Annotated in this window: 26 protein-coding genes and 1 pseudogene; 8 read left to right on the top strand and 19 right to left on the bottom strand. The window is 52.3% G+C overall.

Features of this window, described 5'->3' with window-relative positions; translation table 11 throughout:
- Positions 1–89: 89 nt before the first annotated feature.
- A complete protein-coding gene (locus DB847_RS12320) occupies positions 90–1481 on the bottom strand; it encodes a TrkH family potassium uptake protein (protein ID WP_108650977.1) in 1392 nt (463 codons plus the stop codon).
- 16 nt (positions 1482–1497) lie between these two features.
- The gene (locus DB847_RS12315; protein WP_108650976.1) at positions 1498–2154 is read right to left on the bottom strand and encodes a potassium channel family protein; all 657 of its coding nucleotides are present in this window, start codon (positions 2152–2154) and stop codon (positions 1498–1500) included.
- A 330-nt stretch (positions 2155–2484) separates the two neighbouring features.
- Here DB847_RS12315 and DB847_RS12310 point away from each other — a divergent pair, with 330 nt between their 5' ends.
- Positions 2485–3282 (top strand): inositol monophosphatase family protein, encoded by a 798-nt coding sequence (locus DB847_RS12310; RefSeq protein ID WP_159084580.1) that lies wholly within the window; start codon positions 2485–2487, stop codon positions 3280–3282.
- A gap of 783 nt (positions 3283–4065) precedes the next feature.
- Positions 4066–5754 carry a glycoside hydrolase family 19 protein gene (locus DB847_RS12305; RefSeq protein ID WP_234418381.1) on the top strand — a complete coding sequence of 563 codons (1689 nt, stop codon included), beginning with the start codon at positions 4066–4068 and terminating at the stop codon, positions 5752–5754.
- A 311-nt stretch (positions 5755–6065) separates the two neighbouring features.
- On the opposite strand, the gene DB847_RS12300 is transcribed toward DB847_RS12305, so the two are convergent.
- A complete protein-coding gene (locus tag DB847_RS12300; protein WP_108650974.1) occupies positions 6066–6338 on the bottom strand; it encodes a hypothetical protein in 273 nt (90 codons plus the stop codon).
- 164 nt (positions 6339–6502) lie between these two features.
- Complete coding sequence (locus DB847_RS12295; RefSeq protein ID WP_108650973.1) at positions 6503–7411, bottom strand: DNA replication terminus site-binding protein; 909 nt, start codon at positions 7409–7411, stop codon at positions 6503–6505.
- Positions 7412–7575: 164 nt separating this feature from the next.
- Here DB847_RS12295 and DB847_RS12290 point away from each other — a divergent pair, with 164 nt between their 5' ends.
- The gene (locus DB847_RS12290) at positions 7576–8463 is read left to right on the top strand and encodes an AEC family transporter (RefSeq protein ID WP_159084579.1); all 888 of its coding nucleotides are present in this window, start codon (positions 7576–7578) and stop codon (positions 8461–8463) included.
- Positions 8464–8506: 43 nt separating this feature from the next.
- On the opposite strand, the gene DB847_RS12285 is transcribed toward DB847_RS12290, so the two are convergent.
- Positions 8507–9502 carry an asparaginase gene (locus tag DB847_RS12285; RefSeq protein ID WP_159084578.1) on the bottom strand — a complete coding sequence of 332 codons (996 nt, stop codon included), beginning with the start codon at positions 9500–9502 and terminating at the stop codon, positions 8507–8509.
- Positions 9503–9675: 173 nt separating this feature from the next.
- Here DB847_RS12285 and DB847_RS24990 point away from each other — a divergent pair, with 173 nt between their 5' ends.
- The 3 genes from DB847_RS24990 to DB847_RS12275 all read left to right on the top strand — a co-directional run bounded on the left by DB847_RS24990 (position 9676) and on the right by DB847_RS12275 (position 11315).
- Positions 9676–10068, top strand: a complete 393-nt coding sequence (locus DB847_RS24990; RefSeq protein ID WP_199911551.1) for a LysR family transcriptional regulator — start codon at positions 9676–9678, stop codon at positions 10066–10068.
- Between the two features lie 74 nt (positions 10069–10142).
- Positions 10143–10616 carry a LysR substrate-binding domain-containing protein gene (locus DB847_RS24985; RefSeq protein WP_199911550.1) on the top strand — a complete coding sequence of 158 codons (474 nt, stop codon included), beginning with the start codon at positions 10143–10145 and terminating at the stop codon, positions 10614–10616.
- Positions 10617–10700: 84 nt separating this feature from the next.
- On the top strand, positions 10701–11315 hold the full coding sequence (locus DB847_RS12275; RefSeq protein WP_108650970.1) for a LysE family translocator: 615 nt from the start codon (positions 10701–10703) through the stop codon (positions 11313–11315).
- Positions 11316–11384: 69 nt separating this feature from the next.
- Here DB847_RS12275 and DB847_RS12270 read toward each other — a convergent pair whose 3' ends face one another.
- Positions 11385–12290 (bottom strand): LysR family transcriptional regulator, encoded by a 906-nt coding sequence (locus DB847_RS12270; protein WP_108650969.1) that lies wholly within the window; start codon positions 12288–12290, stop codon positions 11385–11387.
- Between the two features lie 127 nt (positions 12291–12417).
- Between DB847_RS12270 and DB847_RS12265 the strand changes: the two genes are divergently transcribed.
- Entirely contained in the window at positions 12418–12996 is a 579-nt protein-coding gene (locus DB847_RS12265; RefSeq protein WP_108650968.1) for an NAD(P)H-dependent oxidoreductase, read from the top strand.
- A gap of 535 nt (positions 12997–13531) precedes the next feature.
- Here the strand turns inward: DB847_RS12265 and DB847_RS12255 are convergent.
- The 12 genes from DB847_RS12255 to DB847_RS12205 all read right to left on the bottom strand — a co-directional run bounded on the left by DB847_RS12255 (position 13532) and on the right by DB847_RS12205 (position 23181).
- The gene (locus DB847_RS12255; protein ID WP_108650966.1) at positions 13532–14215 is read right to left on the bottom strand and encodes a hypothetical protein; all 684 of its coding nucleotides are present in this window, start codon (positions 14213–14215) and stop codon (positions 13532–13534) included.
- Positions 14216–14371: 156 nt separating this feature from the next.
- On the bottom strand, positions 14372–14830 hold the full coding sequence (locus tag DB847_RS12250) for a hypothetical protein (RefSeq protein WP_108650965.1): 459 nt from the start codon (positions 14828–14830) through the stop codon (positions 14372–14374).
- Positions 14827–15153 (bottom strand): hypothetical protein, encoded by a 327-nt coding sequence (locus tag DB847_RS12245; RefSeq protein ID WP_108650964.1) that lies wholly within the window; start codon positions 15151–15153, stop codon positions 14827–14829. Before DB847_RS12245 ends, DB847_RS12250 begins: the two co-directional genes overlap by 4 nt.
- Positions 15150–15770 (bottom strand): V-type ATP synthase subunit D, encoded by a 621-nt coding sequence (locus DB847_RS12240; protein WP_108650963.1) that lies wholly within the window; start codon positions 15768–15770, stop codon positions 15150–15152. Before DB847_RS12240 ends, DB847_RS12245 begins: the two co-directional genes overlap by 4 nt.
- Positions 15771–15828: 58 nt before the next feature.
- Positions 15829–16116, bottom strand: coding sequence for an ATP synthase beta subunit C-terminal domain-containing protein (locus DB847_RS25595; RefSeq protein WP_407644418.1), 288 nt, complete (start codon positions 16114–16116; stop codon positions 15829–15831).
- Between the two features lie 50 nt (positions 16117–16166).
- The gene (locus tag DB847_RS12235) at positions 16167–17240 is read right to left on the bottom strand and encodes a V-type ATP synthase subunit B (RefSeq protein ID WP_234418379.1); all 1074 of its coding nucleotides are present in this window, start codon (positions 17238–17240) and stop codon (positions 16167–16169) included.
- Positions 17237–18937, bottom strand: a complete 1701-nt coding sequence (locus DB847_RS12230; RefSeq protein WP_199911549.1) for a V-type ATP synthase subunit A — start codon at positions 18935–18937, stop codon at positions 17237–17239. The genes DB847_RS12235 and DB847_RS12230 overlap by 4 nt, the downstream gene beginning before the upstream one ends.
- The gene (locus DB847_RS12225; RefSeq protein WP_108650961.1) at positions 18924–19574 is read right to left on the bottom strand and encodes a hypothetical protein; all 651 of its coding nucleotides are present in this window, start codon (positions 19572–19574) and stop codon (positions 18924–18926) included. Before DB847_RS12225 ends, DB847_RS12230 begins: the two co-directional genes overlap by 14 nt.
- Complete coding sequence (locus DB847_RS12220) at positions 19571–19810, bottom strand: hypothetical protein (RefSeq protein ID WP_108650960.1); 240 nt, start codon at positions 19808–19810, stop codon at positions 19571–19573. Before DB847_RS12220 ends, DB847_RS12225 begins: the two co-directional genes overlap by 4 nt.
- A gap of 1 nt (position 19811) precedes the next feature.
- Positions 19812–20165 carry an ATP synthase subunit C gene (locus tag DB847_RS12215; RefSeq protein WP_108650959.1) on the bottom strand — a complete coding sequence of 118 codons (354 nt, stop codon included), beginning with the start codon at positions 20163–20165 and terminating at the stop codon, positions 19812–19814.
- A 20-nt stretch (positions 20166–20185) separates the two neighbouring features.
- Positions 20186–21685, bottom strand: a complete 1500-nt coding sequence (locus DB847_RS12210; protein WP_108650958.1) for a V-type ATPase 116kDa subunit family protein — start codon at positions 21683–21685, stop codon at positions 20186–20188.
- Positions 21686–21987: 302 nt separating this feature from the next.
- Entirely contained in the window at positions 21988–23181 is a 1194-nt protein-coding gene (locus tag DB847_RS12205) for a class I SAM-dependent methyltransferase (protein ID WP_108650957.1), read from the bottom strand.
- Between the two features lie 90 nt (positions 23182–23271).
- Between DB847_RS12205 and DB847_RS12200 the strand changes: the two genes are divergently transcribed.
- Positions 23272–23457, top strand: a complete 186-nt coding sequence (locus DB847_RS12200) for an acylphosphatase (RefSeq protein ID WP_407644417.1) — start codon at positions 23272–23274, stop codon at positions 23455–23457.
- 185 nt (positions 23458–23642) lie between these two features.
- Here the strand turns inward: DB847_RS12200 and DB847_RS12195 are convergent.
- Positions 23643–25045: pseudogene (locus DB847_RS12195) on the bottom strand (YfcC family protein).
- Positions 25046–25083: the final 38 nt, after the last annotated feature.

Raw genomic sequence — 25083 nt, 5'->3', positions numbered from 1 at the left:
CGCCAGCAGAGCTGGAGGCAACCGTTTTACCTGTTTTTAGGAAAATTGAGGTGCGGGAGGCGAGAAGTTGTCCAATGCAAGCGCAAGAACTATCCAGAGGAAAACCCGCAGCCCCGGGGACTGCGGTTTTGAATGAATGAGTTAACCTGTAACCACTTCCCCTCGGGGTAACGGACACGCTGCACATTGGGCTTGGAGAGGGTCAGTGCCAGAGTCAGGGGCCCGAGCCGGCCAATAAACATCAAAATGATCAGGATCATCTGGCCACCGTGACTCAGGGTGGGGGTGAGATCCAGTGATAGGCCTACGGTCCCCAGGGCTGATACGGCTTCAAACATCAGGGCCTGCAGCGGAGCATGATCGGTGATCGATAGGGCAAAAACACCGACACATAGTACGATGAGACTGGTCATGATCACGGCCACCGATTTATTGATGGTTGCCTGGGAGATCTCTTTACGACCAAAGGTCACCCGGTTCTGGTGGCGCAAAAAGCTGCGGGTCGCCAGCAGCAGCACCATGAAGGTGGTTACCTTGATCCCGCCAGCGGTCGATGCTGCACCGGCACCGATAAACATCAGAACCATCATCAACAAGCTGGTTGAGGAGTGGATCTGTCCCATGTCGATCGATTCAAAGCCAGCGGTTCGGGTACTGACAGACTGGAAGAAAGCCCCCAGCCACTGCTGGGCCGCTGGCAGAGCGCCCAGAGTATGGCGGTTATTATGCTCCAGAAGCCAGATCCCCAGTGTGCCCAGGATCAACAGGATTAGTGTTCCCTTGATCACCAACTGACTATGCAGGGACATTCGGCTCAGGCGGCGGGTCCGGGTGAGCTCTAACAGCACGGTAAAGCCAAGACCACCAAAGATGATCAGAAGACTGATGGTCAGGAGAACCACGGGATCATCGCTATAGCTGATCATATTATCCGGAAACAGCGAGAATCCGGCGTTGTTGAAGGCAGAGATCACATGAAACAGGGCCACATAAACCCCATGGCTAAAACCCATCTCGGGGACAAAGCGAATCGACAACAGCAGCAGGCCTATCGCCTCGAACAACAGGGCAAACTGAACAACCCGGCGCGCCAGGGTAAAGATCTGGCCATGCTCATCCTGGTTGAGGGCATCCTGTAGCAGCAGCTTTTGGCGAAGGCCCAGACGTTTACCCAGGGTCATTAACAGCAGCATCCCCAACGTCATCTGGCCGAGTCCACCGATCTGCACCAGGATCATGATCACCACCTGGCCAAAGATATTGAAATGGGTTCCGATATCCAGGGTCGCAAGACCGGTCACACAGATCGCTGAGGTTGCGGTAAACAGCGCACCGAGCCAGCTGACACCATGACCGGCCCAGGATGTGCTGAGCAGGCTGGCTCCCGCAAGCAGGATCAACAAAAATGTGCTCACCACCCATTGTGATGGTGACAGGTTCAACCTCTGGCCATTGACCAGAGGGATCGAGTTTATACGCATGATTTAATTCAGATGGTCAGCACAGCTGTTCAACACAGCGGTCGAGGCTGGCATGACGACCGACGAGGAAAAGAATATCGTTTTGCTGGAGAGTTTGATCAGGGGTCGGAGCGACAATGATCTCTTGTTGGCGTTTGATCCCGAGCAGCTGAACCTGATCTTTATCGATCATCCGGATTCGGCTGATCTGCAAACCTTCGAGGCGCTCGCAGACGCGTACTTCCGAGATTGCAAAATCATCTTCAACTTCGATATGCCCAAGCACCTGCTTGGCCATCAGCTGTTTGGCAACACGGATTCCCATCTCCCGCTCGGGGTTCACCACAGAGTCGGCGCCAATTTTTTCAAGGATCCGCTGGTGGTGTTTATCTTTTGCTTTTACCCAAACCTGCTCGACATTTTGATCTTTAAGGATCAGGGTCGTCAGAATGCTGGCGTTGATGTTATCTCCGATAGCAACGAAAACAGCGTCATACAGGTGGAGCCCCAGCTCCTTCACGGCAATTTCGTCTGTGGTATCTGCGATGACACCATGGGTCGTGAAGTCTCCGGCGAGACGAACCTTGTCCGGATCGACATCGATGGCGAGGACCTCTTCACCTTGCTCGAACAGTTCTTTACAAAGGGCTCGGCCGAAACGTCCAAGTCCGATCACTGCAAATTGTTTGCTCATAACTTTTTCATTAGTTGGAAAAGACAACGGGCCAAAGATAAGTGGCTTACTGTAAAGATGCTATCTATTTTTTTACGCGAGAAATAAAGAAAGCATAAAGATTGTATTCTTTTTGTCCGTAAAGGCAATTATTTTTGAAGAGCGTTGCGGAAATAGCCAATGAATGAACATTCATTCATGTTGGGTTCAGTGAGACAGAACCTGTCCATCAGACAGCATTTTCGATGCTGTTTTAGGGGCGGTTCACTATTTTGAATCCTAGCCATTGCTGTTATACACAAGGGAGTGCCACACTGGATGAAGAGATGTTTGGGCGGAGGAAAATTGAAGATGGATAAACGACTGGCGGCGGCGCTTGAGTGTACCCACATTGCGACCCGGATCTGTCAGGAGCACTTTAATCATGCCACTGTTCGGTTCAAGGAGGATGGCACCCAGGTGACAGAGGCTGATGTTGCGATAGAAAAAGAGATCCGTGAGTTCATTCATACCCTGTTTCCCGCCGATGCGATCCTGGGAGAGGAGCTTGGAAACAGCAGTCTCCACGAACTGGAAGATGGCTGGATCATCGATCCCATTGATGGAACCCGGCTGTTTGCCCTGGGGATCCCACTGTTTGGAACCCTCATCTCCTATCTTGAGCAGGGACATCCCGTGATGGGGGTGGTGCACTTTCCTCAGCTGGGGCAAACCATTCATGGGGCCAAGGATCTGGGGTGCTGGCTTCAGGAAGGGGATCAGAGGCGGCAGATTCGGGTTGATCAGAAGATTCAAAGTCTGGGGCAAGCTGTGATTTCAGCTTCTGGTGTTCATGGTTCAGATATCTTTTTAGATAACGGGACCGTGCCTTATCGTTTGAGCGAGGTGATCCATCGCAGCAAACAGTTTCAGATCGCAACGGACTGCTTTCAGCATATGCTGGTGGCTCGTGGCAAGCTACACGGCGCAATTGACACCCTGATGAAGCCCTGGGATATCGCAGCTCTCATTCCCTGTATTGAAGAGGCCGGAGGCGTCTATGCAAATATTCAGGGTAAGCGTGATGATATTTTGCATGGAGGAAGCCTCATCACGGCGGCAACACCTGAGCTACTTGCTGAGCTGATAGAGGTGCTGCAACCTCAATAAATGGCGGGGCTCCAAGTTTGGTTTATGGTGCTAAAGGAAGATCCTTTGTTATACATGAAGCTCCTCTATCAATTTTTATCCGGCCCGGGTTCTATCCCATCGCTCCGGATGGGATCTCACCCAAGTTCGGCGGATCGGAGCTATCAATACACCATGGTACTGGACTGAACCGGATCTCGATCACAGTTTAGTAACATGGTGCTCTCAATATCTGCAGCTATCCCTGTATACTTTTTATCCATATTCTCGGATGGGGATATGGAAAGCTCGGAGCGGTTTCTTTTACAGCCACAAAACGAGGAGCACTATGGATAGTGTCACCTTCATATCATGGAACTGTCTGTTTGTGCTTTGTGCTCTCCCTTTGCTTATTTTTTTGACGCTTTGGAGACGAACCTCCACAACTCCTTCCCTCGACAGATTGACAAACTATCTGTCTCTTTACATAAGCTCTTCTCTATTGATCGAAAAGTTGCCGATACGACTCACCCCAGGTTGCGATTTGACCAGATCTCAGCTGGGGTGTATTAAGCCCGCGAACGGGCTCGTTCAGGCATTAAACACAACCCCTTGAGCGGGATAAGATGACGAGAGTTTGAAGGGGGACATACCTGGTATGCAATATGCTGACAGGTGAGTAACCCTTCATGCCGGACGGATAAGGGATTTCCTCAAGTTTGGATAAACAGCGGCTCGATGATCCGCAGAGGGTGTTTTTCAACCCTGCTGTGACGTGTACAGGAGTTTAGAGCCGGGCAAGAAGCAACGAAGGAGCGAGAGACTATGACCCATCTGAAAAAACTTCTTTTATCGACTTCACTTGCATTGATGACTTGTGAAGTTGCCGCCGCACAGCTGTATGATCCGAGCAAAAATTACCCTTCGGGCTCACAAGTGAGCTTTAACGGGGCCATCTATCAGGCGAAGTGGTGGGCCAATCCGAGCCAATCTCCCGGCGATCAGGTATCCGCGCCCTGGGAGACGCCCTGGAAGCTCATCGGGCAAACGGATGATACCCCGCCTCCGGCCGAACCTGACGAGCCGGCTGATACTCCAGATTCCCCTTCAGTTCCCTCTGATGGTCAATACAGCAACTACCAGGAAGGGGGCTCTTACCAAGGGGGAGATATAGTACTCAATAATGGTCAGCTGTATCGCTGTAAGCCCGGAGTGACTGTTCCCTGGTGCTCTGGTGCCGGGTGGGCCTATGCTCCGGGGACGGGAACGGCATGGGATAGTGCCTGGGAGTTGGTATCGGAAGATGAGATAGCCGAACCTGATCCTGAGACTCCCGAGGTGCCGGATCAGCCTGTCGAGCCTGAGGTTCCATCCGATCCTGGAGATGGTTATCAGGTCACTCAGGCTCAGCTTGATGCCAGGGAGGCTGAATTGACCAGTGATCCCTTGTTATCTCAGGTAAAGGAGTCCATTCGAACCCGGGATAATCAAACGGTTGAAGCCGTGACCGCTCTTTCCGGTCAGAATCCTGAGAATGTGAAGCGGGTTGAAGCCATTGTCTCCGAAGCAGACTGGGACTATCTCTTTGCCAAGCGTTCACCCGAGTATAGCTATCGTCATTTCTTGCAAGCTGTGGCTAAGTTTCCGGCATTTTGTGCAAGCTACGAGGATGGGCGTGATTCAGAAGCGATCTGTCGTCGTTCATTAGCAACCATGTTCGCACACTTTACCCAGGAAACCGGTGGGCATACCGAGCACTGGGATGTTCCCGAGTGGCGTCAGGGACTGGTCCATGCCCGGGAGATGGGGTGGACAGAACAGATGCGTGGGGGCTATAACGGTGAATGCAATCCAGCCACCTGGCAGGGGCAAACCTGGCCCTGCGGTACCTTTGATAATGGAGAGTACAAGTCTTACTTTGGCCGTGGTGCCAAGCAGCTGAGCTATAACTACAACTATGGTCCCTTCTCAGAAGCGATGTTTGGTACGGTCCGAACTCTGTTGGATCATCCAGAGATGGTGGCTGATACCTGGCTCAATTTAGCCTCAGCAGTCTTTTTCTTTACTTACCCCCAGCCTCCCAAACCCTCCATGCTGCATGTCATTGATGGAACCTGGCAGCCCAATAGTCGGGATGAGCAAAATGGCCTGTACCCTGGGTTTGGTGTGACAACCCAGATCATTAATGGGGGAGTGGAGTGCGGTGGTACAACAGAGGTGGCGCAATCGGTCAACCGCATCAGCTATTTTCGAAGTTTTGCCAGTTATCTTGGAGTCACGATTGCCGAGGATGAGATCCTGGGGTGTCGCGGGATGAAGCAATTTGACGCCGAGGGGGCCGGTGCGACCAACATCTACTGGGAAAAGGATTGGGGATGGTCAGCCGACACTCCGAGCGGCGGTAGTTATGCCTGCCAGTTGGTGGGGTACCAGACTCCATACTCAGCACTTAAGCAGGGCGATTATACAGCCTGTGTGAAAGCCCATTTCCCGGATATTCAAGTGATTGAGTGATTGCTTTGCTGCCATGCCCTGGCCAGAGCGTTCCGCTTTAGGTCAGGGCATGGCAGCATTAAAGCCCAATATTTAAACGTCATCAGAACCTGGAACACCATATAGTTTAAAATTCAATCACACCCAATTTGTTTTTAGAGTGAGCTGTTTGTTGATTTTTTCGACCTTTTGCCGCATGGATGCGGTATCAGAGCACCCATGGATGGGTTCACAGCGTGTCGTAAAAAATCAATTAACAGCGAATAGCATATTAATCGAGCAACATGCGATCAGTTTACTTGTATGAAAAGTAAACTGAACGGTACTCTAGCCTATGCGCTGTCGCTGTATAGCCAGATACACTCATCTTGCTCCGGGGTCTGAGTCGTCATATCCGGCACAATGCTCAGGATGTGGCACTTGATAAAATCTATCTCAAGTCTATCCATCGCCAGATCGCTGATAGCGACAGTCCGCCTGATGCAAGGAGAGTCACTATCAAAGAAATAACCAACATCTTCTCTGACCTTGAATTGAGAGCCCGGATGCGCCTCTTCCAGCAGGGCTATAATCGAGTTAGTTTTGTTGGTGATCCTGTCATCCATGACCATGCTCCTGGTGAGTCAATATTTGTACAGCTCACTGCCATTAAGCAAGAAGCAAGCCTCTTTTGAGCCCTGTATCTCGGAGCCAGTGGTTTTACCCGTTGCTCATCTTAGGCGCTGCCTTTGGGGTAACTTTGCCGTGGCCATAGATGAATAACCCCCGGCTATCCCAGGTATTCATAGAGATAGATCCGCTCAATTAACGGTGTTGAGCTGATCTGTCGATCGCTACGCTGGCGTTGTTTTGCGGGAGGAAAGTCGCCCAGGGGATGGATCTTGGGGAGCTTATCCTGACACAGCAGCAAAGGAGAGTGGGCCTTCACCTGTTGTTGGCGTGGCTCGCGGTCCAGCCAGCGGATGTTGAGCATGGGATGGGTCTTGACCGGGCGGCGAATTCTCAGCTGAGCTGCCCGGCTGAGACGATGGATATCCTGGATCTCCCGGGCAACCTGCTGAGCCCAATGCTCGGCATCGACCAGGGGAGGAGGGGTCTTCTGTGACTTTTCTAAGATCTCCAGAACCTGTTGCTGGCTGACCTTGCGGATACTTTGCTTGTTGGCCCAGGTGAAGCCCAAGGTCTGAACCGGTGAGTCCAAGAGTACCAGGTGCCGGTAGATCTGCAGCGTGATGGCCCCCGGCTGTGCCTGGTGTACCAGCTCAAAACGCTGGTTTTTATCCCCGGCCTTGAGAACCTCATCTTTAAAGGCGCTTTTGAGGGAATTGATCTGGCCGATAAGTTCAAAGAGCTCGCTCTGGCAATGTGCGGGCAGCAGAATATAACCGGGAAGCCGGTAGGTCGCCTTGGTGGAGCAGCCCTCCCGTGCAAAGAAGTGGTTAAAGCTGTGAAGCGCCGTATCCAAGGCCTCTTCACCCTCAAGGGGCTCTACCTCAATGCTCTCGATCGGTTCATGTTCATCTCCGCTGGCGACATCCGGCAGCTGATACACAGAGCATTTTACCGGCTGGGAGCGGATCAGTGTCTCAAGCTGCCCTAGACAGGACTGGATCTTTGCCAGGGTTGTACGTAACCGGGCGACCGGGTGTGAGGTTTGTTCCGGAGCGAGAGAGGTCATGGTTGCACCTTGTTATTATGCCATCATACCTAAATGTTAGCCGATTGAATCTGTTTGTCCAACCTGTTGTATCATTTCTGAGCTTATACACAAAAAGTTAATCAGCAAATTAGTTGCGATTAGCTGTTATGATGATTCTCATTTGCGTGCAGTATGGACTCGTTATGCAGCAGGTATTTTTTCATATCGTCAATATCATCTTGCCTATTCTGATCTGTATCCTGGTTGGTTTTGCCCTGGGTAAATTTAAGCAACCCTTTGACACCCGGGTGATCGCCAGCCTGATGGCGAACATTGGCTATCCGGCACTCATCCTGTCTCACCTGGTCGGCAAAACCGTTGAGCTGGATATCTTTTTTAAAATGTTGGGAGCCGCCCTGGCGGTGGTTCTTGGCGGAGCCCTGATAACCAGCTTGTTTTTAAAGGCGACCCATCTTTCAAACCGGACCTACCTGTCTGCATTAAGCCTGAGTAATGTGGGGAATATAGGTCTGCCGATCTGTGCCCTGGTCTACGGTCCCCAGGGGCTTATCTATGGACTGGCTTTTGTGGTGGTGGTGATGCTGTTTAACTTTACTATAGGCCAGTGGGTCAGCTCCGGGCAGTTCAGCATCAAGAGCTTGGTGACCAATCCACTCATCTACTCGGTGATCCTATCGATTCTCATGTTGTTGACCAGGACCCACTTCCCCAAGCCACTACACGAGAGCCTGAGTATCCTGGGGAACCTGGCGATCCCCCTGATGTTATTGACCCTGGGTTATAGCCTGGCAAGTATGCGCCTTGGGAATCTTGTGTTGGGTTCGGGGTTAGCCCTGTACCATCTGCTGATCGCTTTGGTGCTGGCCTGGGGTTTGCTGCCCCTGTTTGATTTTACCGGGGTGGCTCGGGGCGTGTTTATCCTTGAGTGTCTGATGCCGGTTGCCGCCAGTACATATCTTTGGGTGTCGATTTACCGGCCGGATGACTCCTCGAACGTTGCCAGTGTGATCCTGGTTTCAACTCTGTTGACTATCCTGGTGATCCCGCTGGCACTGACTTACTGGGTGTAGAGAATAGGGGCGATGGGTCGATCGCCCCAAACGGATCTGGCCGTTAGTATTGGTAGAAATACTGCTGGATTTGTTGCCAGTCATCGGTTTTGGTGAGCGCCACCATCAGCAGTACCCGGGCTTTCTGAGGATTGAGATCATGTGCAACGATAAACTGGTTACCATCATCATCCTCATCGCCGTTTTTCAGAACGAGCCCTGAGCCGGTTCTTGAGGAGCGGACGATCTGGATATTATCTGCCCTGGCACAGATCAATCCCTCGAGTAACTCTTCGGAGAGTGCGCCATCACCAAAACCTGCACTGATGATCCCTTTGGCAGAGTCGATGAAGGAGAGTACCGGCTCTTTTCCGCATCCGGCGTAGTTGTAAACAATATCTACCTTGGGGAGCTCATTGATACTCATGATGTCAAAGCAGCTTCGAAAGGTATGAAGTTTATCCGATGAGCAGTTAAAGCTAACCAGGCCGCTATCCACAGTACCCAATTGACCGTAACCTGGAGCGATCATGGTATCTAGATTGGTGGTACTGTGTTTAGTGACTTCACGGGCATTGAAGATTTTATCATTCATCACCACCAGTACCCCGCGCTCCCGGGACTGTGGACAGGCACAAACTGCAATGGCCTGCAGCAGGTTCATTGGACCGTCAGCGCTGATTGCTGTCGCGGGTCGCATCGCCCCGGTGATCACGATAGGTTTTTTGCTATCAATCATCAAATGCAGAAAATAGGCCGTCTCTTCAAGAGAATTTGTACCATGGGTGACGACGATGCCATCAATATCGTCGCGATTGAGCAAGGACTGGACTCTCTTTCCTAACTCAAGCCATTTTTGTGGGTTCATCGCCCGGCTGCAGATATTAAAGACCTGTTCACCCTGTATATTGGCGATAGAAGCTGCACCGGGAATATCTTGCAGTAATTGTCCGACAGAGAGTTGCCCGGATCGGTAGCCAATCGTTTGTTCTGTGCTGGGAGCTGCACCTGCGATAGTACCTCCCGTTCCCAGGATCACGATATTCGGCAGTTTGGCCATGAGAGTCACTCCTTGTGTTGTCTGGTTCAGGTTTTTGGCTAGGGCAACATAGCACGCAGTGGTTGGGCAGGCCATCTCAGATCGATCATCAGGATTCAGGGAAACCGGGATGGGGATAAGCGGTCCGCATGCTGTATGATGAGGTTTCATGCTAGACAAAGAGTATCATCTCTATGACCCCAGACAGCAGCACAACACTGGGACAGGTAAATTTGAACCTGCTGCGGACCCTGCAGACCCTGTTAATCGAGTGTCATGTCAGCCGCACGGCCAGCCAGCTGCATATCACCCAGTCGGCGGTGAGCCGTCAGCTGGCCCAGCTCCGTGAGTTGTTTGCCGATCCCCTGCTGATCCGGGAAGGAAATCAGCTGGTTTTGACCCCAAGAGCGCAGCAGCTCAAAGAGCAGCTCAATACCCTGATGAAAGATGTCGAAACCTTACTTGCACCACAGACATTCTCTCCCGCTCAATGGCAGGCAACCCTGACCCTGGCATCATCTGATTATGTGGCACAGTATATTTTTCCCGAGGTGGTCCACTCATTATCTGCCAAGGCCCCTTGCTAGAGTTTAACTATCAGCTTTGGTCTCCGGCCCAACTGAGTGAACCTGCAGCCCTTCAGGCCGATCTGGTAACCACTATGGCGGAAACGATTCCAGCCGGTTTCAGTGGTGAACATCTGGGGAGCGATACCGCCGTGTGCGTGATGTCCAGGCGTCATCCTCTGATCGCTAAACCCAGATTGGAGTTGGCCGATCTAAGCCGGTTTGGCCATATTCGGATAACCGGAGGGGGAGACAAGGATAGTTTCGTCGCCAGGGTGTTAAGGGAGCAGGGGTACGACTACAGGGTGCAGTGCCAAACACCATTTTTCTCATCGGCTCTGTCTGTGCTCGTCAGGAGCGATTACCTGCTGGTGACGCCTGAGCATATTGCGCGGAACATGGGGCAACAGTTTGAAACCGAGTATCGGAGTCTGCCGCTAACAACTCCCATCCATCAATACTGGATGCTCTGGCACCCCCGTTATGATCAGGATCCGGCACATCTGTGGGCAAGAGAGCATGTGCTGGGTATTTTTCGTGATTCCATCTATTCGGTCTCTATAACCTGAATGCATAGCCGTCATGATTTATATTGATTTCAAATCATAACCTAGTCGGGTTAAGCTGACGCCAGATTCGATAGGAGAGTGATCATGAGCTTAACAATTTGGGGTTCCCTGTTTGTCGTTTGTTTACTTGGCGCCATGTCCCCAGGCGCGAGTCTGGCGATGGTTGCCCGTCATAGCCTGGGGGGAGGGCGATTGCATGGCGTGGTGACCGCCTGGTCCCATGCCTTAGGGGTGGGCTTTTACGCGTTGCTGACGGTATCTGGTCTGGCGGTTTTGCTGCATCATACCCCCTGGCTGTTTCATACGATCTCCTACCTTGGGGCTGCTTACCTGATTTGGCTGGGGATCGGAGCACTTCGCTCCAAGGGGGGGATCGCTGAGCACCTGGAGTCAGGCCGTCACTGCTCCTTGGGTCGAGCCGCCCGGGATGGACTGATGATCTCTCTCATCAACCCTAAGCTTATTCTGTTTTTCCTTGCACTGTTTAGCCAATTTGTTGCTGCGGGGGCTGCGAGTCATGATCATGCGATAGTGATAGGCACCCCCCTGCTGGTGGATGGCTTATGGTATACCTTGATTGCTATGCTGCTGTCACATCCCAGGGTGCTGGAGGTATTACGCGCCAAAGCCGTTTGGATCGATCGCCTGTGCGGCCTGGTGCTGATCCTGGTCGCTCTTCGGGTTGTGTGGCCAGTCTAGACTCTCCTGACACTTCCAGTTTTGAATCTGTAGGCCTGGGCAGGGGTGAACACCAAAACCTTTTGGAGATCAGCCGATCTCCTTTGCCCGTTCACAGATAAAATCGATAAAAACCCTCAGGCGCCGCGCCTTTTGACTATTTTGTGCAAAGTAGAGGTAGAGCCCGGGGTATTCAATCCAGTATTCCGGGAGCAGCGCAATGAGTGCTCCGGTTCTTAGATAGGGTTCTACTGCGGTTTCGATAAGGCGGCCGATCCCCATTCCCTGCAGCGCCGCATCAATCACCGCATCGGTATCATTAACGATGAGAGCGGTCGGCATATCGACTCTGATCTGCTCCCGGTTTTCAATAAGCTCCATGGGCGTTATTTGATTGGAGGTGATGAAGCGGTACTGGATCAGTGGGTGTTGCTGCAGCTCGACCGGGGTGGTTGGTAATCCGTGACATTCTATGTAGTCGGGTGAGGCAAACAGCATGTTTTTCAGTGGTCCGGTCAGCTTGCGGGCGACCATCCCGGGCTCAAGACGATGGCCAAAGCGGATCCCCGCATCAAATTCCTCATCGATCAGGTGGACGGTTGCATCTGAGATAGAAAGCTCCAGTTCAATTTTGGGGTAACGTTGACAAAACTCGGCATAAACCGGCTTGAGGAGCGTTTGATAGACAAAGCGGGGCAGGGTGATCCTGAGCTTACCGACAGGCTCTTGCTGTAGCTGCTTCACGCTGTCCAGAGCGGTGGTGATGCTTTTCATCGGTCCTTCGACCTGTTCTAAAAGCATTCTTCCGGCATCGGTTAAGGTCACGCTGCGTGTGGTCCGGATCAGTAGCTGAACTTCGAGGCTCTTTTCAAGATGTTTGAGCGCCTGGCTGACCGAGGGGGCCGAAATCTCGAGTTTGCGGGCCGCGCCCCTAATGCTGCCGGATTTAGCGACGGCGATGAAGACGCGTAACTGGTTTAATTGACTGGCTGACATCTGGGCACGTGGGTTTGATATTGTTAGTTAAATACTAACAGTGATTTAGGGACTATCCCTCTTATTTTTATGAGTAAACGCCACTAGACTGGATACCTATCACAAACAGATATGGATGGTGCCTTTCATGAGCAGAGTATTGATTATCTCCGGTCATCCGGATCTTAAATCCTCAAACACCAATAAACTCATCTTACAAAATCTTGTACAGCGTTACCCTGAGGCTGAAGTGAGAGAGCTAGACAGCCTCTATCCGGATGGCAAGATAGATGTGCAGGCTGAGCAGCAGTCACTGCTTGGTGCGGATGTGCTGGTACTCCAGTTTCCTTTCTATTGGTACTCGGTGCCAGGCCTGATGAAAACCTGGATTGATGAGGTTTTCAGCTACAACTTTGCCTATGGGCGTAACGGGGACAAGCTCAAGGGGAAACACTTATTGCTCTCGCTGACAATTGGCGGGCCTAAAGATGCCTACCAGCCTCTGGGGTATAACCACTTCTCGGTAGAGCAACTGCTGTTCCCGTTACAACAGACCGCTTATCTGACGGGTATGGTCTATCAGCAGCCGATCTATAGTCACGGCATGGTCTATATCGAGGGGGTTTATAACAGCCTGCAGGAAGTCTCCGAGCGAGCGATGGAGCATACCGAGCGCCTGGACGTGGCGATCCGTAAGCTGGTTTCGGAGCCAGTCACTGCTGGCTAGGGAGCTAGAACCCATATAGAGGATAGCTCTTCGACGCTGAACGCAATCAGGTTCAGCATCGGGAGTTATCGGGCTAAAGCATTTTCTCCATAAATGGAGTCAATACTGTGATTAATCTCTGGCTTTGCAAACTGACTCGCAGTGCCGATTATCATCCATGATAATCTTTTCCAGCTCGGCGATGCCCGTCCATGGGCATCCTCCCCAGCTCGGCATCCTGCCTCCCGTTTCATTGCCTGGGGCAATTCCACCCCTGCCTCTCGCGTTGTTACGACGCAGCGACGCCCCTGGTGCTCTACTGCATCGATTATCTTCCCTGATAATCTTTTCTCCAGTTCGGCCTCCCTGCTTCTCGCGACGTTGCATTGCCACTCCGCCCATGCTGCAGAAGGTCAGCTTAGCAAAGCCAGAAATTCTTTATCTCAGGCTGAAGTGATGACCCAGGTTAGTCCGAAAGAGCTCTAAATCCCCCGAAACCTATCCTTACAAAAATTCAGGATGCTGGTGGATTAGGCTGGCTTAGCTTTAAGAGAGGTTAGTTAAAATTGATCGAGAAACCTGATGAGTCGTTGCGTTCACTGTCTTTGGAGTAACTTTGCCTTTGGCAGCTTGCCTCGCCAAAACTGTCCAGGCTGCACTGTGAGCCGCAGACAACATCCCCGTCTTTGCCTCTGATGCATCTGTCTTGTGCCGAAGCGCCACATAATACGTGCCCAGCATCGTTTTTCATGCAGTCATAACCACAGTTCCGCTGAAATGAGTCGCGACAGTCGAGGCAGGAGTACTGAGAGCCTGAGTCAGAGTGGGTTTGGCCAATATTGATATTGACCTTGTGTGAATACTGCTCAAGCCCAAACTTATACCCCTGACGGTATTGCTGGTTAAATGCTTTACGCTGGTTCGCGGAACACACTGCGGCGTAATTGACTCGCATATCCTGGTTACTTTTTCCATCGTTCACCCCGGCAGCATAGGCCCTGTCATTGGAGCAAAACAGGGATCGATAGCCTTTAAGATATTGCTGATTATACTGGTTGGCATTAGCAGGACAGATGGAGGCATAGTTTGTTTGTGGCTGCTGTCCCCTGGTCGCATCGTTCTGGCCTGTCTGGTAAGCCGCGGTATCCTGGCAGGTACTGTCAATGGCCATCTGCTTAAGCGCTGAGCAGCCGTTAAGAGTGAGGATGAGTAAACTCAATGCAAAGAACTTTAATGTCATGATCCTGAACCTGAACCTGAACAAAAGCACGAATTATAGGTGGTTTAGGCTCTAAAGCGTTTCAATTCATGCTTTTTGCTCTTTTTTGTCATTTATCGGGAAACACAGGGGAGGAGATTATTTTTGAGGGCAGTGGGGTTGGCTCACCCGGGGGGATCAGTTATCAGGCCGATTTCGTTGGACTCGCCAGGCCCGAAGCATTCGCAATAGCCAGCTACGAACTTCGCGATGCCCACGGCACGCCTCCAGCCAGACCTCCAGAGAATCGATAAGCTCATCGTCCAGCTTGGTGTTGATTAGCGTGCCCGTTAGTGCATCTCTTCGAGTCGCCAGGCTCAAATGATAAGCATCTTCCACCTTTTTTAGAAAGGCAAAGATGAGGGCCCGCTCGGGTATGCTGGATAAACTGCGGCGAAGATCCAGCAGTGCTTGCTGCTCGATCTTGACCCGGGTATTTACATCGGCTGCCTGAAGGTAGAGCTTTCGCCAGCGGCGCACCCTGAGAGCAAAGGGGCGAACATGGGTCGGGAGCCAAAAAATAAAGCGCTGCATTTCACTATCAAAATCGAGCGGAGGACCGACACTCTTGAGCTTTGTCCAAAGAGCGGGTTTCATGCGTCGATAATCCGTTTGACTAACCAGTCCACCAGTGAGGAGAGTTGTGCCTGGTGACCCTGCCTGAACCTCTCAATGCGAGTGTTTGTCTCCCGCTCAAGTTGTATAGCTTGCTGCTTAAGTTCTTCAATAGTACATTGCTTTTCCTGCTGCAATTTTTGTTGCAACTCATTGAATGCCTCTTGATGTTCCTGCTCGAGTGTCTGTAGCAACGCCTCTAATCTTTGCTCGGCCTTAAGCTCCGCTTGCTGTATGGTCTGCGCAGCGGCTTGCTCTGCTTGCGCTAATTGAGTGACAAAATGCTCTAGCTCGCTCTGTTTCATGATAACCGTGCCTTTAATCGCTTAACCTGAAAAATGGCTTCTCTGTCTTTCTCTTCCAGCCTTTGCTCTATCTGATTTCTGGCCTGAGAGAGCTCTGGAATGATCACCTGTTTTAGCGCATTAACCTGGCGGTGGCATTGTTTCAGGGATTGGGTGATTTTGCGGACGTTGGTTTCCTGCTCCATTAACTGAACCAGCTCAGGCATCAGGCTACTCAATAGGCCTCTCACCTGCTCGGGGCGAACGGACACCTCGAGGATTGAGCCCAGCAGATCTAACTGGGGCCTCTCAAGAGAAAGTTGTGCAAGCTCAATCGACATCCAGTGCTGGCTCATATTATTCAGGGGTGCGAGTGGGGGCACTGTCTCAGCCAGTTGCCGGATCCTGTGAACTGGCTCCTGTGCCAGCGTTTCCTGCCATATCTCCTGAAGCTGCCGCCACTTTTGGGTGATCTCCTGCCTCTGAAACTTAGCCTGCTTAAGCCTTTCAATCGCTTCCATGATGAGCATGTCACGCTTTCTTTCCAGAAGCGCCAGGCCATCCTGGGCAACCTTGAGCTCTGTCTTAAGGTGGACCAGCTCAGCCTTGGTTGCGTGGCGACGCGTGGTAGAGGACATCTTATTCTCTCCTGTTCTCTTCTGAGCTCACCCGGTTGATCCTTTGCGCCGGACCGGGTTATGGATCCTGCTCTGTATTCATGAGACTTGCGTAACGCTCAAGTAACTCGGCACTTAATCGGGTTAACTCCTCTTTGGAAAGGCTGCCTAACATCTGCCAGCCGATCTCAAGACTTTTCTCAATGCTTCGATCTTCAGTCACATCCTGAGAAATAAAAAACCGCTCGAGGCGCTCACCAAAGTTAAGATAGCTTCGGTCAGCCTCAGAGAGATCCTCTTCTCCCACGATGCGAGTCATCATTCGGACCTCCTCGGCGCGAGTATAAGCGGCGTAAAGTTGCTCCATCAGCGGGTGATGGTCATCTCGGGTTCGCCCCTCACCAACACCGTCGGCCATCAGTCGGGATAGGGAGGGTGGCAGGTTGATGGGGGATAGATGCGCTGATGAAAGAGATCCCGGGAGAGTACAATTTGCCCTTCGGTGATATAACCGGTCAGATCCGCGATGGGGTGAGTGATGTCATTGTTGGGCATGGTCAAAATGGGGAGCTGGGTAATTGAACCCGGCTTGCCTTTAATCCGTCCGGCTCGCTCGTAGAGGGTGGCAAGATCACTATACAGGTAACTTGGGTATCCCTTGCGTGAAGGGATATCTCCGCGGGCGGTTGCAACTTCCCTCAACGCCTCACCATAAACAGTCATATCCGTCAGTATCACCAGTACATGCAAGCCACAGTGGAATGCCAGGTATTCTGCCGCGGTTAGTGCGACTCTGGGAGTGAGCAATCTCTCCATGACAGGATCGTCTGCCAGGTTAAGAAAGGAGACGGTATGGCCTGAGATGGCTTCAGAAAAGCGTAACGCCACATCGTGTTTGACACCGATGGCGGCAAACACGACCACCAGCTCCTCTTGGTTGGTAAGCTTATCTGAACTTGCGCTCAGATCGGGACGGATCTTAGCCTGTTGAGCTATCTGGATCGCCAGTTGATCATGGGGCAGCCCCGATGAGGAGAAGATGGGTAATTTTTGCCCTCGAACCAGGGAGTTTAAGGCGTCGATGGCGGTGATGCCGGTCTGGATGAAGTCCTGGGGATAGGCTCTTGCGGTCGGGTTAAGGGGGCTGCCGTTGATATCAAATCTCTTGCCGATTAATGGAGGCCCTCCATCAATGGGCTCTCCCATGCCATTAAGCCGTCGACCCAGAATGGAGTGATCAAGGGGCAGGGTGATGGGGTGTCCCATAAACTGAATTTTTTCGGAGCTCTTAGCCAGCCCCATAGTGCCCTGGAATACTTCGATTGTAACCTTATCACCATCGAGCAGGGCCACTCTGCCATGGCGAGTTCGCCCCTGCTTGTCTACCAGTTGAACGGCTTCGCCAAAACCGATCCCGGGCAGGGCCGCAACCAGGGCAACCAGCGGGCCCTCAATCTGTTCCAGTTGGGTGTAGATGACAGGGTCTTTCAATCTGTATCCCTCCACCCAAGAATCTTTTGAGCCTCATCCGATCCAATTTCGTCTTTAAGGCGGATCAGTCCATCGAGCTTTAACTTAGAGAAGATCTCCCGGGCTGGCGTTGGGTCTTCAAACAGCTCATGCAGGGTCTTAATGATCACCCCGAGCAGATAGGCCTGTTTTTCTGGCGATGAAAAGCGATCCCTGGGGCTAAAGGCGGATTGTTGCAAGAAACCTTCCTTAATCACCCGCTCTGCGATCAGGATCTTACGCTGGTGATCTGAGATCCCCTCTTCACCCAGGATCCTGACGATTCCTTTGAGTTCATCTGCAGCTGTGAGGAGCCTGAGCAGCTCATCACGCTCCTCATGCCACTGTGGTGAGATATGCTTCCACCATCCCATGAGATCTGCCTCATATTCTGAGTATGATTCAAGAGGATGGATTGCCGGAAACAGCCGGGCATAGGCCAGGTTTTTATCCAGCATCCAGTAGGCTTTCACAAATCGCTGGGTATGCAGGGTTACAGGCTCTGAAAAGTCCCCTCCCGGTGGAGAGACAGCCCCGATTGCGGTCACAGAGCCCGTTTGATTGGATAATGTATGGACCCGTCCCGCCCGTTCATAGAATTCGGCGGTCCGGCTCGGCAGGTAGGCCGGGAACCCCTCTTCTGCGGGCATCTCTTCGAGCCTTCCTGAGATCTCTCTTAGCGCTTCGGCCCAGCGGGAGGTTGAGTCGGCCATCAGTGCAACGTCGAGCCCCTGATCGCGAAAATACTCCGCAATAGTGATCCCGGTATAGATGGAAGCCTCCCTGGCAGCCACCGGCATGTTTGAGGTATTTGCTATCATGACGGTGCGCTCAATCAGAGGGTGGCCACTCCTGGGATCTTTAAGCTTAGGAAAATCCTCCAGGACCCCGGTGATTTCATTGCCTCGCTCACCACATCCAATGTAGACAATGATGTCGGCATCACACCATTTGGCAAGGTTATGCTGGGTCACCGTCTTGCCGGTACCAAAGCCTCCCGGCATGGCGGCCGTGCCTCCTTTGGCGATGGGCAGCAGGGTATCTATGACCCGTTGACCGGTAATGAGGGGCTGATCCGGTGGAAGACGCTGCCGGATGGGCCGTTTGATCCGTACCGGCCAGCGCTGATAAAGATAGACAGGATGCTCCTGGCCGTCGCTGCTTAGGATCCGGGCAATCGGCTCTTCGAGGTTATAGTCTCCGCTGCAAGCGATCTGGGTTAGCTGTCCACTAAGATTTGGCGGCAGCATGATCTTATGGCAGATGGTTTCCGTCTCCTGCACCTCACCAATGATGGTGCCTCCGCTGAGCTCGGCTCCTTTTGTTTGCAAGGGGACAAATGGCCAAAGTTTGGTTCGGTCTAAGGCGGGAGCGGTGGCGCCTTTTAGAATTGAGGGGCCAAGCTGCTTCTGCAGCAGGGGGAGGGGACGCTGAATGCCATCATAGATAGAGGATAACAGCCCGGGGCCAAGCTCAACAGCCAGGGCGGAGCCCCTACTGGTCACCGGCTCGCCGATGACCAGCTCAGTGGTATCTTCGTAGACTTGTAGAAAACACTCTGTCGGCGTCAGGCGGATCACCTCTCCAACCAGGCCGATATTTCCGACAGCAACATGGTCCCCCATGGCGAACTCTTCTGCATGGTCACATACTACAACCGGGCCGCTAATCCTGATCATCCGGGCTGACATCTTTAAGCCACCGTTGCCATAGTTCCGAAGTTAAAATCTGTAACCTATGATCCCAAGATCCATCTATTTCGATGTGCATCTTTGGGTTCTGTAGAATTGCGCCTCCCAGCATGGGCCCTGTGGAAGTGTTTATCTTCGTAAGATGAACATGCTCAAAACGACACTGCTTTAAACCAAAACTTTCAGCGTTGATCCGCTCCGCCCATTGGAGCGGGATCTTAAGCTCCCAGCTGGGATCCCTTGTTTGCAGTGACGAGGCCTGTTCGATCCAGGATTTGAGCTGTTCGAGATCGGGTGCTTGTTTTAGCAGAACATCCCGGGTCATCGCAATAATTTCATCAATACAGGCTTGCTGGCACTGCCAGAGGCTTTGTTGCTGCCGTGCTTCGGACTCTCGAGTCGATTTTAGCTGAAGCTGCCTGAGCTCATCGTCATGACTTTGCTGTAGCTTTGTGAGCTGGTTTTTATAGCTCCGCATCTTCTCCTGTTTAAGCTGCCGGGCCCTGGCTTGGTAACTTTTTTCTATATCGGCAAGTTGCTGCGAAAGCCTCTGATCTAACTCATCATAGAGTTTGTGCAAGGTATTTGAGGGATCAGCCGGATCGGCTTGTTTGTCAAAGTTCACAGGTGTACCTCGGCAAGGCCAATGGCCCGACCGAGCTCCTTGGTTAGTTGCTCCGTCTCGCGCAATGGGTGGTCAAGATCGGGTAATCTCAGATACAGCTCTATGTCACTCGGATCTGGCGTGGCCTCGTTTACCCCGAGCAGTAAGCCACAGGGTTCATCCCCGTTTCTTTTTGTAATCCCGAGCAATTGAAACAGCAATTGCTCCTGATCATTACCCTGTATCCTGAGTTCCATGTTATATGGCCGTAATAATGATGATCGAGATGACAAGGCCGTAGATGGCGATCCCCTCGGCAAGGCCAAGGATGACCAGTCCCCGCCCGAATAGCTCGGGTTTTTCGGAGATAGCCGCCATTGCTGCTGCACCCACCTGGCTAACGGCAATCCCTGCCCCAATACAGGAGAGTCCTGTGGATAGAGCTGCCGCTAAGTAAAAGCCCCAATGGGGAAGTGTCTTTTCCGGCTCAGTGACTGTTTGGGCCGCAGCCTCAGGGAGGAAAAACCACAATACAATGATGAAAAGACCGAAAGATCCTAGGGTGGAGCAGAGCCCTAAAAACCATTTATTGGCCATGATTGGTGTGCTCATTTAGGGATCTCCTGATAATTTCAGAGGCCTGAAAGGGATACCTCCTCCTGATGAAAATTTAGTAAAGAATTCGAAAAATGCAGGCGGGTGACCTGGATGCAGACCAATATCCCCTCTATCAGGGCGATCAAAATATTGCCGAGCACAAATGCAAGCGAGGCCAATAAGAGGTTAGATGAGAGGAGCTCGACAATCATCAGCAGGGCCATAGACAGGGCGATATGAGAAAAGGTAAAGGCCGCCAGACGAATAAAGGAGAGGGTCTGCACGATAAACTTGATTGCAAAATCATAGGTTTCAATCACAGTGATCATCAGGCGTAACCCAAGGGGTTCATCTACGAGCAAAAGAAAGTGGCGGATGGCGATACAGGCTAAGCAGGCTCCCATCAAAGCAAGGCTGAAGTAAATTATGGATGTTTGCTGGAGCCAATAGCCCAGTGATAATCCTATGCTGGCAAGATAAAACAGCAGGCCGATGGGGCCAAAATTATCCCAGAGTTGTTTCCTGAAGCGTCCACTTAACCAGGCGTTGAGAATGCCGATCCCCATTCCAAGGCAGAGCACAGAGATCCCGACAAAAATACTGAGGATCAGGAAGTGAACCACCTGTTGCATCGGGTGAAAAATCAGGGCGGGAATCCAATCTTCATGGGCAAACAGGCTTCCAAACAGGGTTCCGAAAAAGGCTGCCGACACACCGATGGGCATGAGTAACAGTCCGGCAAGCTTGTATGATTGCCACTTTTGATCCTTCGCTCCCCTGTTGAATAACCACAGCCCAAGGAGGAACAGCAGTAAGCCCTGCCCGAGATCGGCAAACATCAACCCAAACATCAGGGAAAAGCTGATGGCCAGGATGGGGGTGGGATCAAGTTCCCGATAGCCGGTGATCCCATAGAGTTTCATCAGGGAGCCAAACCCCTCCAGGATTTTATGCCGATGAAACAGGCTGGGAACCTGGCTCAGGGGAAGCTCAGTCTCCTCGGCCGGGATCAGCGCAAAGGTTTGATGCTTCAGCATCTCATTAAACTGAGGCATTCTCCTGGCTGGGATCCATCCATCAATGATTGCCCAGTCTCTGGTATATCCGATCTGCTGCTCCGTTGAGAAAAGAAGCTCAAATTGATGATCGTTAAGGGCTGGAGCTTGGGTATCTGGAGAAGGGGGTCGCCTTGCTTCAGGAGAGGATAGCTGCCGGCCAACTTGCAAAAACAGATCGTTATCAATGGGGATGGCCCCCTGTGGGAGTGGCGCTGAACCTGAGCGCACACCAATCTCGTAGCTGAGCAAGGTTTTTTCGGGAAGGTTTTTAAGAGCTTGCTTAACATGGTGCAATCGACAGTCAATTTGCTGTGTTCGTCTGAGCTGCCTTAAGAGGTGCAGATCATCGACATCGCCCAGGCTCTGTTGGTCGTTCGGCTGAAAGCTTTCGGTCTCAGCCAGCTGCTGAAGGCAACTTGCAAGCTGCTCTCTTGGCACAACCCAAACAAGGCGCGCCATCGCTTCAGGAAAAAACACGGCATTTCCTTCTCAGGTTAAACCTGAGCACCCAGGGCGATAGAGGATCTTCGTTAAATTAAGTATTGATGAGTCGGTAACTGAGCGCAAAAGTCTTGTGAAATTGACACTAAGGAGCTCTGTGTGAGTCTCAGGTATCATGATCTGAGTGGATCAAGGGAGGATAGTTCTGAGGGCTACTTCGTCATACACTCGCGAGTCATCGGGGGCTAAGCAGTTTTAAATTGCCCAAAGCCAGGAGTGAGTTGCTTGTTATTGCAGGGAATGGATCTTTTATCCACTCCCTGCCGAAAAGGCTGGATTTAAAACACCCGAACCACCAGTCCCTTGAGGTAGAAGCCTTCGGGATAGCTGGTGGCGATCGGGTGATCGCTTGCCTGAGACAGGCGCTCGATGATCTGGGCGTTACGCCCGGCATCCAGGGCTGCATCGGCCACTATCTTCTGGAAGAGATCGGAGCTCATCAGCCCTGAGCAGGAGTAGGTGAGCAGGGTGCCGCCCGGATTCAGGAGCTGACAAGCCAGCATGTTGATATCCTTGTAGCCGCGGCAGGCCTTATCCAGCTGGCGCTTGTTCTCAACAAACTTGGGTGGGTCGAGAATGATGGTGTCAAATTTTTCACCCCGATCCCGGTAATCCCGCAGTAGCTGAAATACATCCTTTTGAACAAATTGCGCCTTGCTGAGATCGAGCCCGTTGATCTCAACGTTCTGTTGGGCGATCGCCAGTGCATCCTTAGAGACATCAACATTAACCACTTCGCTGGCCCCTCCCTTGAGGGCATAGACGCCAAAGGTACCTGTATAGCAGAAGCAGTTCAGCACCCGCTTACCCTTGGTATAGCGACTGGCGATCTGCCGGTTGTCCCGCTGATCCAGGTAGAAACCTGTCTTGTGGCCATTTTCAATGTCGATCAGGATCTTCACCCCATGGTTCTCTTCAATGGTGAGCTGCTTGGGGGGCTCATCACCATGTAGTAGTCCTTTCTGCTCCTTGAGGCCCTCTTTGAGACGTACCGCAACATCGGAACGTTCATAGATGCTGCACTCTGGAAAGCAGGATTTGAGTGCGTTGAGCAGCGCTTTTTTCTGAAATTCGGCGCCGGCGGAAAGGAGCTGACACACCAGGAAGTCGCCGTAGCGGTCGATGGTGATCCCGGGCAGGCCATCGGATTCGGCAGCAATCAGCCGGTACCCGGTCAGCTGTTGGGCATCGATTAACTCCTGGCGTGCCTGCTGGGCTCGCTGCAGCCGTCCTTTGAAAAAGGCGATATCAATCGGTTGCTGCTGGTTAAAGGTCCAGACCCGCACCCGAATTTGTGACTCGGGAGAGTAAGCGCCGCGCGCCAGCCAGTTTCCCTTGCTATCGAGTACCTCAACGGTTTGGCCAGGTTTAACTCTGCCTTCGACCCGGGCGATGGCACGGGAGAAGATCCAGGGATGGCGGCGCAGCAGTGATTTTTCACGGCCGGCTTCGAGAATAACGCGAGTCTGCATATTTAGTTACGCTTTTTTCTGAGCTTTGGGGCCGCTATTCTATGGGGGGAGAGGTTAAAACTCAATGGAGCCATAAAAAAGGAGAACAAGATGGCGATTCGTTGCGTGAAAGTGGTTGTCGGGGGCATTGTGCAGGGCGTCGGATTTCGTTACTCAACCCAGCTTGAGGCGAAAAAACTGGGGCTTATTGGTTACGCGATGAATCTGCCCAATGGCGACGTTGAGGTGCTGGCTCAGGGGAGCCGGTTCAGGTGGCCTGCCTGGCCGAGTGGCTGAAACAGGGGCCGCGTAGCGCCAGGGTTGATTCCTATAGCATTGAAGAGTGTGAAGATTGCACGGTTCCAGAAGAGTTTAGAGCCTACTGAGAGCTATGTTTGCCTGCTACCCACGAAATATCACGGCTCTTGATAAGCTCGATGCGCCCCGGGATGCATCGAGCAAAATGGGGCAAGAACTCTGCACTAGCTTAGAATGACCGACAGGCTCAATAGCCCCATCACCATCAGGGTCAAAATACCGAGCAGGGGGCCGATAAATCTGAGCCAGGATCCATAGCTGATCCGACCGATTGCCAGGGCACCCATTACCACCCCGGACGTGGGAGTCACCAGGTTTGGCAGACCGGATGCCGATTGAAAGGCGGTCACCACCAGCTCGCGACTCACTCCGGCAAAATCAGCCAGCGGAGCCATGACCGGCATCGAGAGCACCGCCAGCCCGGATGATGAGGGAACCACCAGGCAGAGTAGTGCCTCAATCCAGTAGATAGCATTGATAAAAGCGACCTGTGTCAGGTGGGCGAGCAGGCCTTCGGCGTAGTGGAGGATCGTATGGGTAATGTTGCCATTATCCATCACCACCACAATGCCACGAGCGATGGCTATGATGAGGGCTACTCCCAGTAGATCCCGGGCCCCATCCACAAAGCTACCGGTAAGTTCGGACTCATTCATCCGGGCCACCAGCCCCACCAGTATGGTGGCCCCGATAAACAGGGTCGATAGCTCAGCCATCCACCATCCCAGAGCCGAGACCCCATACATCATGATACAAAATGTGAGTCCGAATATGCCAAGGACCAGCTTATGGGTACCCGTGAGGCGCTCTGCATGCAGTGACTGGTGAAGAAAATGGCGCTCATTTGCCTCTTTTTGACCGGCAACAATCGAGGTTTGCGGATCTTGTTTGACCCTTGCGGCGTAGCGCATCACATAGATGACACAGATGATCCAGCCCAGGATCAGGATCAGCAGTCGAAGCCAGATCCCATCCATGAAATTCACCTGGGCGGCATTGGATGCGATCACTGTTGCAAAGGGGTTGATGGTTGAGCCCAGACAACCGATACCGGCTCCAACCATGATGATGGCAACCGCAACTATGGTGTCATAACCGGCAGCGATCATCACGGGGATCAACAGGGGATAAAATGGCAGGGTCTCTTCCGCCATACCATAAATGGTTCCTCCAAGGGCAAAAAGCCCCATCAGGATCGGGATCATCCAGCGCTCTTGGCCAGCCAGGCGCTTCATGATGCATTGAATGCCAGCGTCGATGGCTCCTGTTTTGGTCACGACAGCCAGAAATCCACCGATCACCAGCACAAACAGGGCGACGCCGATGGCCCGTGCGTGGTCGTCGGCCGGATCATAAAATCCCTGTACCGGAGCCATCAGAACATCGATCAGCCCCTGATGATTGGCCTGGACTCTATGATAAGAGCCAACCACGGGAACCATGCGATTGAGCTCGTGATTTTCCTGCATCTGGTAATGGCCCGCGGGATCAGCCAGGTCAGGGTTGCCATCAATACGGTTAGCCCCATTAATATGGTGTAGGCGGAGGGAAACTTAAATTTGCTCATCAGTCATCCTTGGGCAGAGGAGAGGGGCCGGGCCACCC

It is taken from the genome of Dongshaea marina (assembly GCF_003072645.1).
Lineage (GTDB): Bacteria > Pseudomonadota > Gammaproteobacteria > Enterobacterales > Aeromonadaceae > Dongshaea > Dongshaea marina.
Note: the sequence above shows the minus strand (reverse complement) of the source record. Positions and strands in the feature narration are given on the sequence as shown.